13 protein-coding genes are annotated in these 13,068 nt (G+C 73.0%); 6 read left to right on the forward strand and 7 right to left on the reverse strand.

Annotation, left to right across the window (positions count from 1 at the left end; all coding sequences use genetic code 11):
• From ACFWFI_RS32310 to ACFWFI_RS32335, 6 genes are all read right to left on the reverse strand, one after another.
• Nucleotides 1-181, reverse strand: a 181-nt coding sequence (locus ACFWFI_RS32310) for a hydantoinase/oxoprolinase N-terminal domain-containing protein (protein WP_387397136.1), incomplete at its 3' end; no start/stop codon positions are given.
• Nucleotides 178-1,275 carry an SGNH/GDSL hydrolase family protein gene (locus ACFWFI_RS32315; RefSeq protein ID WP_387397138.1) on the reverse strand — a complete coding sequence of 366 codons (1,098 nt, stop codon included), beginning with the start codon at nt 1,273-1,275 and terminating at the stop codon, nt 178-180. The genes ACFWFI_RS32315 and ACFWFI_RS32310, both read right to left, overlap by 4 nt.
• On the reverse strand, nt 1,272-2,438 hold the full coding sequence (locus ACFWFI_RS32320) for a glycosyltransferase (RefSeq protein ID WP_387397141.1): 1,167 nt from the start codon (nt 2,436-2,438) through the stop codon (nt 1,272-1,274). The genes ACFWFI_RS32315 and ACFWFI_RS32320 overlap by 4 nt, the downstream gene beginning before the upstream one ends.
• Complete coding sequence (locus ACFWFI_RS32325; protein ID WP_387397143.1) at nt 2,435-3,565, reverse strand: glycosyltransferase family 4 protein; 1,131 nt, start codon at nt 3,563-3,565, stop codon at nt 2,435-2,437. The genes ACFWFI_RS32320 and ACFWFI_RS32325 overlap by 4 nt, the downstream gene beginning before the upstream one ends.
• Before the next feature lie 133 nt (nt 3,566-3,698).
• A complete protein-coding gene (locus ACFWFI_RS32330) occupies nt 3,699-5,117 on the reverse strand; it encodes a HEAT repeat domain-containing protein (RefSeq protein WP_387397146.1) in 1,419 nt (472 codons plus the stop codon).
• Nucleotides 5,118-5,359: 242 nt separating this feature from the next.
• A complete protein-coding gene (locus ACFWFI_RS32335; RefSeq protein WP_387397149.1) occupies nt 5,360-5,752 on the reverse strand; it encodes an ankyrin repeat domain-containing protein in 393 nt (130 codons plus the stop codon).
• 334 nt (nt 5,753-6,086) lie between these two features.
• On the opposite strand from ACFWFI_RS32335, the gene ACFWFI_RS32340 reads away from it, so the two are divergent.
• The gene (locus tag ACFWFI_RS32340; RefSeq protein WP_014044751.1) at nt 6,087-6,281 is read left to right on the forward strand and encodes a hypothetical protein; all 195 of its coding nucleotides are present in this window, start codon (nt 6,087-6,089) and stop codon (nt 6,279-6,281) included.
• Between the two features lie 37 nt (nt 6,282-6,318).
• Nucleotides 6,319-7,920 (forward strand): hypothetical protein, encoded by a 1,602-nt coding sequence (locus ACFWFI_RS32345; RefSeq protein WP_387397152.1) that lies wholly within the window; start codon nt 6,319-6,321, stop codon nt 7,918-7,920.
• A gap of 13 nt (nt 7,921-7,933) precedes the next feature.
• On the opposite strand, the gene ACFWFI_RS32350 is transcribed toward ACFWFI_RS32345, so the two are convergent.
• Nucleotides 7,934-9,433 (reverse strand): SCO1417 family PLP biosynthesis transcription factor, encoded by a 1,500-nt coding sequence (locus tag ACFWFI_RS32350; RefSeq protein ID WP_387397154.1) that lies wholly within the window; start codon nt 9,431-9,433, stop codon nt 7,934-7,936.
• A 101-nt stretch (nt 9,434-9,534) separates the two neighbouring features.
• On the opposite strand from ACFWFI_RS32350, the gene ACFWFI_RS32355 reads away from it, so the two are divergent.
• The 4 genes from ACFWFI_RS32355 to ACFWFI_RS32370 all read left to right on the forward strand — a co-directional run bounded on the left by ACFWFI_RS32355 (nt 9,535) and on the right by ACFWFI_RS32370 (nt 13,023).
• Nucleotides 9,535-10,203 (forward strand): membrane protein YczE, encoded by a 669-nt coding sequence (locus tag ACFWFI_RS32355; RefSeq protein WP_387397157.1) that lies wholly within the window; start codon nt 9,535-9,537, stop codon nt 10,201-10,203.
• Nucleotides 10,200-10,973 (forward strand): glycerophosphodiester phosphodiesterase, encoded by a 774-nt coding sequence (locus ACFWFI_RS32360; RefSeq protein ID WP_387397160.1) that lies wholly within the window; start codon nt 10,200-10,202, stop codon nt 10,971-10,973. The genes ACFWFI_RS32355 and ACFWFI_RS32360 overlap by 4 nt, the downstream gene beginning before the upstream one ends.
• A gap of 46 nt (nt 10,974-11,019) precedes the next feature.
• Nucleotides 11,020-12,384, forward strand: coding sequence for an MFS transporter (locus ACFWFI_RS32365; protein ID WP_387397163.1), 1,365 nt, complete (start codon nt 11,020-11,022; stop codon nt 12,382-12,384).
• A gap of 264 nt (nt 12,385-12,648) precedes the next feature.
• On the forward strand, nt 12,649-13,023 hold the full coding sequence (locus ACFWFI_RS32370; protein ID WP_078598328.1) for an RNA polymerase-binding protein RbpA: 375 nt from the start codon (nt 12,649-12,651) through the stop codon (nt 13,021-13,023).
• Nucleotides 13,024-13,068: the final 45 nt, after the last annotated feature.

Below are 13,068 nucleotides of genomic sequence, written 5' to 3' on the forward strand. Positions count from 1 at the left end.
GGACCGGGTCGCGGGGGCCGAGACCGAGCAGCAGCCGGATTCCCGCCACGGCGGCGTCGCGGTAGCGGCCGGGGTCGTGCGACAGCAGTTTGCGGGAGATCAGCCGGCCGCCGGGGTCGCGTCCCACCACGTCCGTGAAGGTGCCGCCGCGGTCGATCCAGAACTCCCAGCGTCCGGTCATCCCTCCATTCTGGCGTGGGGGACGAACCCCTGCAGAAACGGCGTACGTGGCAGTCCGGCCAGCGCCTCGAACAGCGCCTGCTCGGCCCGCGCGTCGAGCCGTTCGCCCGTGCCGCGCGCCCAGTGACCGGCCTCGGCCGCAGCGAGCCCCAGCAGCTGGGGCAGCAGATCCGTGCTGCGTCGGGCCAGCCAGCCGGTGCCCTCGGTGGCCAGCCAGAGCGCCGCGGCCGCGCGGGTCGGCGGGGGCTGCCGCGGTTCGTGGCCGGGCCGGGTCCCGAGGGCCAGTCCCCGTTCGGCGAGCAGCCGGTGGAATCCTGCCGCCAGCCTGCGGTGGCCCCGCTCGGCGGGGTGGAGCCGGTCCACGCTCCACAGCGAACGGTCCTCGGTCCATGTCCGGTCCGAGGCATGCAGATGGACGGAGTCGTAGCGGGCGGACAGGGCGTGCACCACGGCGTTCACCGCCTGCTGGCGCCTCGCCAGGGGGCGGCGCAGCGGACCGGGGAGCCCCAGTGCCGTGCCGGGATCGGGCAGACACGCCGTCAGGAGTACGGCGCCGCCCCCGGCAAGCAGGGCGCAGACCTCGTCGAGCCGTTCGGTCAGGAGGCGGATGTCGAAGGAGCGGCGCAGGGTGTCGTTGACCCCGACGACGACCGAGGCGATATCGGGACGGAACTCAGCCGCTGCCGCGGCCTGGCGCTCATGGACGTCGGCGGACAGCGCGCCGGCGACGGCGAGGTTGCGGAACTCCACGTCCCGCTCCGAGCCTCCGAGTCCCTCGGCGAGGAGGGCGGCCCAGCCCCGCCAGCCACCCTGGACCGGATCGCCGATGCCTTCGGTCAGCGAGTCCCCGAGGGCGGCGAACCGCACGGTGGCACGGGCCGGCGCGGGACGCGCGAGGGCGTCGGCGGGCACGGCAGGGACGGCTGTGGCCCGCGCGGATGCGGCGGCAGGCGTGGCAGGTGCCGGTGCGCCGACCACCGTGACAAGCGCCGGTGCACCGGACGCGCCGCCGGCCGTGGCGGGCCCGGAGGCCCCCGCAGGCGTCACACGGCCGCCCGCGGGGGCCGATGCACGGGGTGTCGTCGCTCCGCTCATGGCCGCTCCTCCAGTGCGCCCCGCCGCTGCGGGACGTCGTGGGCGGTCAGGAAGGCGGCCACCGAGCGGTCCCACCCGAAGAGTCCGGCCCGCGCCCGGGCCGCGGCCCGGCGCTCCCGCTCCGGCCTGGCCAGCAGTTCCCGGAGTGCGGCGGCGAAGGAACGGCCCGTGTCCGCGGCGGCCAGGCCGGCCGAGCCGATCACCTCCGGGAGCGCGGAGCTGCCGCTCGCCACCACCGGCGTGCCGCAGGCGAGCGCTTCCAGGGCCGACAGCCCGAAGGTCTCCGCCGGCCCCGGGGCGAGGCACAGGTCGGCACTCGCCTGGAGGCGGGCCAGATGCGCCCGGTCGCGTACATGGCCCAGGAATTCGGCCGGCAGGCGTTCCGCCCGTGCTCTGGCGGCCAGTTCCGCTCGCAGCGGACCGTCCCCCGCCACCACCAGTGCCGCCCGCACACCCTGGCTCCGCAGGACCGCCAGCGCGTCCAGCGCCCGGCCCGGGCGCTTCTCCACGGAGAGCCGTGAGCCGAGCAGCAGCAGGACGTCCCCACCGCGCAGGTGGCGAGCGCGCAGCGCCGTACTGCGCAGTTCGGGACGGAAACGCCGCAGGTCCACTCCGAGGGGGGCGCGCACCACGTTGCGTACGCCGATCCGCACGAACTCGCGCTCCGCCCACTCGGTGGTGCACACGATCCGGGCGTAGGCGTGGGCAGTGCGCGCGTTCAGCCGGTCGGCGGTCCGCCCCGCAACGGCCGGGGGCACACCCCAGGTACGGAACACCCCGTCGGCCGTCTCGTGGGACACCATGACGGCGGGGACGCGGGCGCGGCGTGCCCACTCCCCCGTCCACCGCAGCGTCGTACGGTCCGACACCTCGAGCCGGTCGGGGCGCATCTCCTCCAGGAGCCCGCGCAGCCGCCGCCGGTTCGCGAGCACCCGGTAGCCGCCGCTGCCCGGCAGCACCGGCCCGGGCAGGGTGACGACCCTGCCCTGCGGGGTGCGTATGTCACTCGCGGTGGCGCCGGGGACGATCAGCACCGGCTCGTGGCCCGCCTCGAGATAGCCGCGTCCGAGCTCTTCCAGCGCGGTGCGCAGGCCGCCCGAGGCGGGCGTGACGAAGTTCGCCAGCCGTACGATCCTGAGCCCGTCGCGACTGTGCCCGTTCACGCGGCCACCGCCGTCCGGCCGCCGAGGACCTCGTCGTAGTGGCCCAGGAGCTGGTCGCCGACCGCCTGCCAGGTGCGGCCCTCGACCGCGGCCCGTGCGGTCCGGCCGAAGGCCTGGGCGCGCAGGGGGTCCGCGACGAGTGCGGCGACCGCCTCCCGTACCGCCCCCGCGTCGTGGGGAGGCACCAGCAGCCCGGTGCTCCCGTGGGCGACGAGGTCGAGCGGACCGCCGGCCGCCGGGGCGACGACCGGGACCCCGGAGGCCATGGCCTCCTGCACGGTCTGGCAGAAGGTCTCGTACGGCCCGGTGTGCACGAAGACGTCCAGGGAGGCGAAGAAGCGGGCGAGGTCCTCCCCCGTACGCCGCCCCAGGAAGACCGCGCCGGGCAGTGCCGGGCGCAGCGACGCCTCGCTCGGTCCGTCGCCGACGACCACGACGCGCACGCCCGGCAGCGAGCAGGTGCCGGCGAGGAGTTCGACGTGCTTCTCGGGGGCGAGGCGCCCCGCGTATCCGATGATCTTCTCGCCGCCGGGTGCGAGGGCACGGCGCAGGGCGTCGTCGCGCAGACCGGGGCGGAACCGTACGGTGTCGACTCCGCGCGGCCACAGCCGCACCCGGGGCACCCCGTGGTCGGTGAGGTCGCGCAGCGCGGCGGAGGAGGGGGCGAGTGTGAGGTCGGCGGCGCTGTGCACGGCACGCATCCGGCGCCAGGCGGCGCTCTCCCCGGTACCCAGATAGGTGCGGGCGTAGCCGGCCAGGTCGGTCTGGTAGACGGCCACGGCCGGCAGCCCCAGCCGGGTGGCGACCGCCATGCCTCTCACGCCGAGGACGAACGGTCCGGCCAGGTGGACGAGTTCGGCGCGGTGCGCGATGAGTGCGGCGGCGAGCCTCCGGCTGGGCAGGGCCACGCGGACCTGCGGGTAGCCGGGCAGGGGCAGCGAGGGGACGCGCACCACGGGGCAGGGAGCGCCGGTGGACGCGGAGTCGGTGGAGGCCGTCGCCGCGGCGGGGGCGATGACGAGCGGCTGGTGGCCGCGGGCGGCGAGGTGCCGGGCGGTCTGCAGGGTGCAGTGGGCCACACCGTTGACGTCGGGCGGGAAGGATTCGGTGACGATGACGACACGCATACGGGTGTTGTCACCGCGCCGGGCGTGCCCTTGCCGACTTGGATCTTTCCGCCCGGGGAACGTCCTATGAGCGTTTGCGCCGCGCGCCCCCGGCGCGCGGCATCCGGGCTCCGGTTGTCAGCGGAGCGCCGGTTCAGACGGCGGGTGCGTCCGGTCCGATCCTGCTGCGTACGGCGGTCTGGACCTCGGCCTCCTCGGCCGGGTCGGCGGCGAGCCGCCTCAGCCGTTCGGCGACGCGGATGTCCCCGGTCTCCGCGTGGTGCGCGGCCAGCTCCCGGGTGGTCTCCTCGCAGTCCCAGAGGCACTCGACGGCGAACCCGCTGGCGAAGGACGGGTCGGTGGCGGCCAGTGCCCGTGCGGCCCTGCCGCGCAGGTGCGAGGAGGACGTCTCCCGGTACACATGGCGCAGTACGGGTGCGGCACAGGCGATGCCCAGGCGCCCCGCGCCGTCGACGAGGGTCCACAGGAGCGGGGTGTCGGGGCCCTCGCCCCGGACGGCCTCGCGCAGCGCGGCGAGGACGAGCGGGGCGTCCTGTACGGCGCCGCGGCAGGCCAGGACTCCGGCCGCCGAGGCTCCGAGGGCGTCGGGCCGGTGGGCCCAGCGCCGGGCCCGGACGACCGCCGGTTCCCCGCACATGCGCTCGAAGGCGGCCACGGCCGCATCGGCGACGGTGCGGGAGGGGCCGACGACGGCCTGCTCGATCAGATCGAGGACGGCGGGGTCCTGGGCCTCGGCCAGATAGTGCAGGGCTGCGCAGCGCGCGCCATCGGAACCGCTGCGGGCGGCCTCCACGATCACGGGACGGTCCTCGGTCCCGGCGACGGCGGAGAGGCAGCGGGCCGCGGGGACGTGGAGCGCGCTGCCGCGTTCCAGTCCCTCCTGGGCCCAGTCGAAAACCGCCTGGACACTCCAGCCGGGGCGCGGTCCGCCCGGCCTCATCTGCCGCTGCCACCGGTCGAAGGAGCCCTGCTCCGTCGCCGCCCTGACCCGGGCGCCGACCGCTTCGCGCGGGTCGTCGGCCCAGAGCCGCCAGGGGCGGGGCTCGAAGGCGTCACGCACGGCGGCCGCCAGCTCGGCGGTGCCCTCCGGGGTGGCGGGGAAACGGGCGAGCACCGCCTCGGCGAGGGAGCGCAGCCCGGTGTCGTCGTCGCGCAGGGCCAGCTCGTCGAGCGCCCAGGCCCAGTTGGAGCCGGTCGCGGCGTACCGGCGCAGGAGTACGAGGGCGTCGTCGCGCCCGTAGGAGGCGAGGTGCCCGAGCACGGCGAGTGCGAGACCGGTGCGTGAGTCGTCGGTGTCGAGGTGGTCCTCGGGATCCCACAGGTGCCGCTCGATCTCCTCGGTGCCACCGTCGAGGTCGAGGTAGAGGCGCGCGTAGTAGAGGGAGCGGTTCTCGACCTGCCAGTCGTGACGCGGATCGCTCAGGACGCAGTGGTTGAGAGCCGCGAGGGCCTCGGAGCGCGGGGCGGCGAGCGCGTGGAGCGTGCCGTCGCCGCGGCCCCTCTGCAGCAGGCCGAGCAGTGTGCCGCTCGGCGCTATGAACGGATCGAACATGGGGAAAGCCTCACATCAAGCTGTCGACGCAACCGGGACTGTGCTGTTCCATGTGCCGGGGTGACATCCCCTAGGCCGCGCAGCAACATGATCGGCCGACCGCCGTCTTCTGCCTGGTGCTCATCTTCCTCAGCCTCTCGTCGGTGGCCCAAAACGGACCCGCGACGTCATGATGACCCAGCCATTTCGCCGACGCGACCACATTTACGGCGCACCCGCCGGCCGGCGGCCGGGACCGCGTCTCAGCGCGCACCGAAGAGTTCCAGCAGGTCGTCCTTGCCGAACATGCGTGCGGTGTCCACGGCGGAGGGTGTTCCGGCCGCCGGATCGGCCCCCGCGGCGAGCAGTGCGTCGATCACTTCGCGCTCACCCTTGAAGACGGCTCCGGCCAACGGGGTCTGCCCCCGGTCGTTGGCCCGGTCCGGGTCGGCGCCACGGCCCGCGAGCGCGACGACGGCGGGGGCGTGCCCGTGGTACGCGGCCAGCATGAGCAGGGAGTCGCCCCGGTCGTTGGTGAGGTTCGCGGGAACGCCCGCGTCGACGTAGGCGGCGAGCGCGTCGCTCTCGCCCCGGCGGGCCAGGCCGAAGACCTTCGTCGCCAGCTCGACCACCTCGGGATCGGGGATTTCGCTCATCGGGCGGACCGCCTTCCTTGCCTTCGTCGCCGTAGCCGACCTGGTGGGGGGTACGGCGGAGGGCCGTACGAGTGAATCGACAGAGTACTGCTCGGGGCAGTCGTCAGCCTGCCCCGGAGCGGCGGAAGATCACCGCCCCTGCGTCACTTTCCCGGCGGGGACTGGGCGGGACCGGGCATGCGCGGCCGACAGGGCTCCCGGGCGGCGGCTTTTCTCCCCACCAGTTGAGTGAAATCAATCCTTACTCACTCATTTGCACCTTTTATCGTATAGGTACATCTTGTGATCCTGGAAGTACTCATGGTGACTGTCCCCTCAACCAGGAGAACCGCTCATGATCCTCTCCATCTCGGGCGTGGTACTGCTCGGCATCATCGTCTTCCTGTTCTTCAAGAAGGACGGGCTCAAGGCGTCCCACGCCCTCATCTGCGCTCTGTTCGGCTTCTACCTGGCCGGCACAGCCATCGCCCCGAGCATCACAGCCGGCGGGGCGAGCCTCGCCAGCATGCTGGGCGGGATCAAGTTCTGACGCTCCGAAACCGCTCCCACCTCTTCAGGAGACCGACGTGGCCCGGCGACCACTCCCCCGCATTCTCAAGGGCGGCAGCGCTTCGATCACCCGCAGTCGCGAGATCGCGCGCACGGCCGCCGACAACGCCACCGACGTCCTCCATCCGCTGATCACGGTCACCCGTGGCATGCGGCTGCTGGCGGGAGCAGGGCGGCAGAAGTGGGCCGCGACACCCAAGGACCGGCGCGGACACGTGCTGTTCCTCGTCGCGGCCTGCGTACTGGTGGTGGCGCTCATCCCCTACGGGCCTCTGCTGGCCCTCATCTCGGTGATGGGCGCTGCCGCATGGCGGGGGCGCGACCACACCCCCGCGAAGACCGGCCCCGACGAGGCGGAGACCGCACGCCTACGGGCTCTGTACGAGGCGCTGGTCCCGCACTTCTCAGTGGCCGACGACCCCAGCCCGCTGTTCTCCCACGGCGGCGACTGGGAGAAGACCTTCGACGAGTCGTACGCCTTCGACGGCGACGGGCGCCTCACCCGGCTCCAGGTGAACTACCCGGCGTACTTCACCGACGGCGATCCCGTGTCCCGTGCCCGGGTCGAGCAGGTGCTCCACGCCAAGTCGGGCCGGGGCCGCGAATACCACTTCACCTGGGACGAGGAGACCAACCACCTCCTCATGACCGTGCTCACCGCCCTGCCCACCACCATCGCCGCACAGCGGTTCGTCACCGCCCCCGGCGAGACCGTGCTGGGCTTCACCGACGCCGACGCGGTCCGGCGCACCGTCCCGGTGGAGGACGGCGACGTGACGCGGGACGCCTCCCCCGTGATCTGGCGGACCGGAGCCCGTTCGACGGAGCCCCATCTGCTGATCGCCGGACACCCCGGCAGTGGCACCACGACCCTGATGCGTTCTCTCGCCCTGCAGGCCCTCCAGCACGGCGACATCCTCGTCGTGGAGGGCGGCGGCACCGGCGAGTACGGCTTCCTGACCGGCCGGGACGGCGTCCTGGCCGTGGAGTGCGGTCTGGCCGGGGCCCTCGCGACACTCGAATGGGCGGCACACGAGACCGAGCGGCGGCTCATCGCCGCCAACCGGGCCCGCCAGGCCGGGCATCCCGAGCCCGAGGACATCAAGCGCCCCCTCTGGATCCTGCTGGACCGCCCGAGCGCGCTGGGACACCTGGCGGCCGCCGACGGCAGGCAGGATCCGCAGGAACTCCTCCAGGTGCCGTTGCGTCACGGCCGCGCCGCCGGGGTGACGGTCGTCGTCGCGGACCAGTTCGACAGCCTGGACGCCCTCACCGAGACCGTACGGACCCACACCAGGGCACGCGCCGTCCTCGGCCCGGCGGACCGGGAACAGGTCGAGGCGGTCCTGGGTGTCCAGCCGCACACCACTCCCACCCCCGACGTCCCGCCGGGCCGCGGTTACGCCCGGCTGGGCAGCGGGCCCGTCCTGCGCCTCCAGGTACCGGCCACCCCGGACCCGTACGACGACGCCACGAGCGAGGCGCACCGGCAGGCGGTGCTCGACCTGCTGCCCGGCGGGGCGCCGGCTGTGGAGCAGGCCGCACCGGAGGCCCCTGCCGAGCCCGTGACCGCGCACAAGGATCAGCTGATCGGGGCACCGGCCGCCGCCGAGGGGTGAGGCCCCGGGCGCCTCAGGCCACGAAGGTCCGGGGCGCCTCGGCTCCCACGCCCGCGCCGGAAGCGACCAGCTCGGCGGCCGCGGCGAGCCGCAGCGCCGCCTCGTCCGCCACCGCACCGCCCACGGTGAAGGGCAGCCGCACATACCCCTCGAAGGCCCCGTCGACCCCGAACCGGGGCCCCGACGGCACGCGGACGCCGACCCGCTCGCCCGCCACGGCCAGCCGTGAACCGGAGAGCCCGCCGGTGCGCACCCAGAGGGTGAGGCCGCCGCGCGGCACCGCGAACTCCCACTCCGGGAGCTCCCGGCGCAGCGCCCGCACCAGGCCGTCCCTGTTCTCCCGCGCCTGCTCACGCCGTATGGCCACGGCCTGCTCCCAGCCGCCCGTGCCCATCAGCCAGTTGATGGCGAGCTGCTCCAGCACCGGGGTCCCCATGTCGGCGTAGGCGCGGGCCGCGACCAGGCTGCGGATCACGTCCGGCGCGGCGCGCACCCAGCCGATCCGCATGCCGGCCCAGAACGCCTTGCTGGCGGATCCGACGGTGAGGACCGTGCTGCCCGCGGGGTCGAAGGCGCAGACCCTGCGCGGCATCTCGTCATCGGCGTCCAGGTCCAGCTCGTTCATGGTCTCGTCGACGACCAGGACCGTGCCCGCCGACCGGGCGGCCTCGACCAGGGCGCGGCGCTGCTGCTCGTCGGCGAGGGCTCCCGTGGGGTTGTGGAAGTCCGCGACGACGTAGGCCAGCCTCGGCGCCGCGTCCCGCAGCACCTGCCGCCAGCGGTTCATGTCCCAGCCGCCGAGGCCTTCCTCCATCGCCACGGGCACCAGCCTGGCGCCCGCCTCCCGCATGAGCTGGAGGATGTTGGCGTAGCTCGGCGACTCCACGGCGATGCGCTCGCCGCGCCCGGCGAAGAGATGACAGATGGCGTCGATGGCCCCCATGGCCCCCGTGGTGACCATGATCTGTTCCGGCATCGTGGGAATGCCGGCCCCGGTGTAGCGGTCCGCGATCATCTGCCGGAGTGCGGGCAGGCCGGCCGGGTAGTCGCCGTGGGTGTGCGCGTACGGCGGCAGCTCCTCCAGCGCGCCCTGGACGGCCCGGGTCAGCCACGGTTCCGGGGCGGGGAGGGCGGCACAGCCGAGGTCGATCATCGAGCCGAGGGATTCCGGGGGCAGCGGCTCGAGACCCCGGGCGGGCAGCGGATTGCCCGCCGGGACAGCGGTCCAGCTCCCCGCCCCCCGGCGCGACTCCAGGAATCCCTCCGCCCGTAGCGCCTCGTAGGCGGCGGCGACGGTGGTCCGGCTGAGCGACAGGGCCAGTGCGAGCTCACGCTCGGCGGGGAGCCGGGCGGCGACCGGGACCCGGCCCTCCAGGACGAGCAGGCGGACACCGTCGGCGAGGGCACGGTAGGCGGGCGGCTTGCGGGTACCCGGCGCCAGGGGACGGGCCTGCTGGCCCTGGAGCTGACGGGCGAGCTGCGCCGCGCCGACGGTCGAAGTCCACTGCGCCATGAAAATCAGTCCACCTTCCTCGGATTGGCCATAGTTGGCAGCCAATCCCCTGCCACAGAGTGACATGAAGCAGTCCACCATCACCACACAGGGGGCACCACTTGTCCGATCCCACCGCCCGGAGCGGCACCCGGCTCACCCGGCGGCTGACCCATCTGTACGCGGGTCTGGCGCTGTACGGGGCGAGCTCGGCGCTCCTGGTCCGCGCAGGGCTCGGACTCGAGCCGTGGGGGGTACTGCACCAGGGGCTCGCCGAGCGGACCGGTATCTCCATCGGGGTCGTCTCGATCATCGTCGGAGCGGTCGTGCTGCTCCTGTGGATCCCGATCAGGCAGCGCCCGGGGCTCGGCACCGTCTCCAACGTCTTCGCCGTCGGGATCGCGATGGACGGGACGCTCGCCCTCGTACCGGATGTGCACGGCCTCGGGGCGCAGATCCCGCTGATGGCCGCGGGCATCGTGCTCAACGGCGTCGCCACGGGCCTGTACATCTCCGCGCGCTTCGGCCCGGGGCCCCGCGACGGCCTGATGACGGGCCTGAACCGGCTCACGGGCCGTTCCATCAGGCTGGTGCGTACGGCGATCGAGGTGGCCGTGGTCGTGACCGGCTTCCTGCTCGGCGGGTCCCTCGGCGTCGGCACGGTCCTGTACGCCCTGGCCATCGGCCCGCTCGCCCAGTTCTTCCTGCGCTTCTTCGACCTCTCCGCGTCGGACACCCGCACCGAGGCCGTTGCCGGGCGGACACCGCGAGAGGCGATACTTCCGCGGTGACCGCAGCGACTTCGGGGCGCCACCCCTATCTGGACCACCCTTCGACGATTCCCTTCGCCCATCGCGGCGGGGCGGCGGACGGCATGGAGAACACCGCAGCCGCGTTCCGCCGGGCGGCCGGCGTCGGCTACCGCTACTTCGAGACCGATGTGCACGCCACGGCGGACGGGCGCCTGGTCGCCTTCCACGACCCGACGCTGGACCGGGTGACGGACTCCCGGGGACGCATAGCCGGGCTCCCCTGGAGCGAGGTGCGCCGGGCGAGGGTGGCGGGCAGCGAGCCGCTGTCGCTCTTCGAGGAGCTGCTGGAGGAGTTCCCGGACGCCCGCTGGAACGTGGACATCAAGGCGGAGCCCGCCCTCGTGCCGCTCGTCGAGCTGATCCGCAGGACCGGCGCGTGGGACCGGGTGTGCGTCGGGTCGTTCTCGGAGGCGCGCGTGGCCAGGGCCCACCGCCTCGGGGGCCCGCGCCTGGCCACCTCCTACGGGGTACGCGGCGTGCTCGGCCTGCGGCTGCGCTCGTACGGCATCCCGGCGGCGCTCCGGGCGGGCGCGGTCTGCGCGCAGGTCCCGGAGAGCCAGAACGGCATCCGCGTCGTCGACCGGAACTTCGTCCGCACCGCGCACGCGCGCGGGCTGCAGGTCCACGTCTGGACGGTCAACGAACCGGAAAGGATGGCGGCGCTCCTGGACCTCGGGGTGGATGGCATCATGACCGATCACATCGAGACGCTGCGCGCGGTGCTGAGCGAGCGGGGGGCCTGGGCCTGACGCCGGGACCTGCCGCGTCCGCACGGGACGAACGAGGGGGCGCGGCGTGAGCACCGGTACCGCAGGAACGGAGGATCCGGCCGGACAGCCGATCGAGGCCGCCGACCGCAGGCGGGAGCAACACGGCTGGTACTTCTACGACTTCGCGTGCTCCGTGTACTCCACCAGCGTCCTCACCGTCTTCCTCGGCCCCTATCTGACGTCGATAGCCAAGGCGGCCGCCGACGCGGACGGGTTCGTGCATCCGCTGGGCATACCCGTCCGGGCGGGCTCGCTCTTCGCGTACGCCGTGTCGGTGTCCATCGTCGTGGCCGTGATCGTCATGCCGGTCGTGGGCGCTGCCGCGGACCGCACGGGACGCAAGAAGCCGTTGCTCGCGGCGGCCGCCTACACGGGCGCGACGGCGACGGCCTGCATGTTCTTCCTGGAGGGCCACCGCTATCTGCTCGGGGCCTTCCTGCTGATCGTGGCGAACGCGTCGATCTCCGTGTCGATGGCCCTGTACAACGCCTACCTGCCCCAGATCGCCACCCCGGAGGAGCGCGACGCGGTCTCCTCGCGCGGCTGGGCCTTCGGGTACACCTCGGGCGCGCTCGTCCTCGTCCTGAATCTGGTCCTCTACACCGGCCACGACTCCTTCGGACTGTCCGAGTCCGACGCGGTCCGGATCTGCATCGCCTCGGCCGGCGTGTGGTGGGGCGCCTTCTCCCTCGTACCGCTGAGGCGGCTTCGCGACCGCCGGGTCGTGACCGGCGGCGACGGCGCGGTCGGCTCCGGCTGGCGGCAGCTGCGGGCGACGCTGCGCGACATGCGCCGCCATCCCCTCACCCTCTCCTTCCTGCTCGCCTATCTGGTCTACAACGACGGCATCCAGACGGTGATCTCACAGGCCTCGCTGTACGGCTCCGAGGAGCTCGGCCTCGACCAGACGACCCTGATCACGGCCGTGCTGCTCGTGCAGGTGCTCGCGGTGGCGGGGGCGCTGGGGATGGGACGACTCGCCCGGCTGTACGGAGCGAAGCGCACGATTCTCGCCTCGCTGGCCGTCTGGACGCTGATCCTCGCCGCGGCGTACGTGCTGCCCGCCGACGCGCCGGTGTTCTTCTACACTCTTGCGGCCGCGATCGGGCTCGTGATGGGCGGCAGCCAGGCCCTCTCGCGGTCGCTGTTCTCGCATCTGATACCCCGCGGCAAGGAGGCGGAGTACTTCTCCGCCTACGAGATGAGCGACCGGGGACTCAGCTGGCTGGGGCCCCTGGTCTTCGGTCTCGGCTACCAGCTCACAGGCAGCTACCGGGACGCGATCCTGTCCCTGGTGCTCTTCTTCGCGCTCGGCTCGGTGCTGCTCGCGAGGGTGCCGGTACGGGCCGCGGTGGCCGCCGCGGGCAACCCTGTTCCGGAACGGATTTAGACGTTGAAGTGAAAGGCCGGTAGTGTACGCCTTTGGTGTGCCCGGCGGACCGTTACTGCGAGTGGAAGAAGTTGAACCGTTGGGTGACAACTTCCACCAGAAGTGACAAACCGGGCACTGATGGGTAGTAAACCCAGACCAAGCAGCGGCACGACGGGCGACGCATGACCGGCAACGGGAATCTTTGCCGCCGACCGGACGTTGACCGGATGACGACGACAGCGACACCTGTCCTGTGGGCGACAAGCCCGGGAGGCACGATTCATGAGTGAGCGAGCTCTCCGCGGTACGCGACTCGTGGTTACCAGCTACGAGACGGACCGCGGCATCGATCTGGCCCCGCGCCAGGCGGTGGAGTACGCATGCCCGAACGGTCATCGATTTGAGATGCCGTTCTCGGTAGAGGCGGAAATTCCGGCGGAGTGGGAGTGCAAGGCGTGCGGCGCCACGGCACTCCTGGTGGACGGGGATGGCCCCGAGGAGAAGAAGGGCAAGCCTGCGCGTACGCACTGGGACATGCTCATGGAGCGGCGTACGCGCGAGGAGCTGGAGGAGGTGCTGGCCGAGAGGCTGGCGGTTCTGCGCTCCGGCGCCATGAACATCGCCGTGCACCCGCGGGACAGCAGGAAGTCTGCCTGACCGCCTGACACGGCAAAGATCAAGAGCCGCGGGCCGCGACACAGA

It is taken from the genome of Streptomyces sp. NPDC060209 (genome assembly GCF_042728155.1).
Taxonomy (GTDB): Bacteria; Actinomycetota; Actinomycetes; order Streptomycetales; family Streptomycetaceae; genus Streptomyces.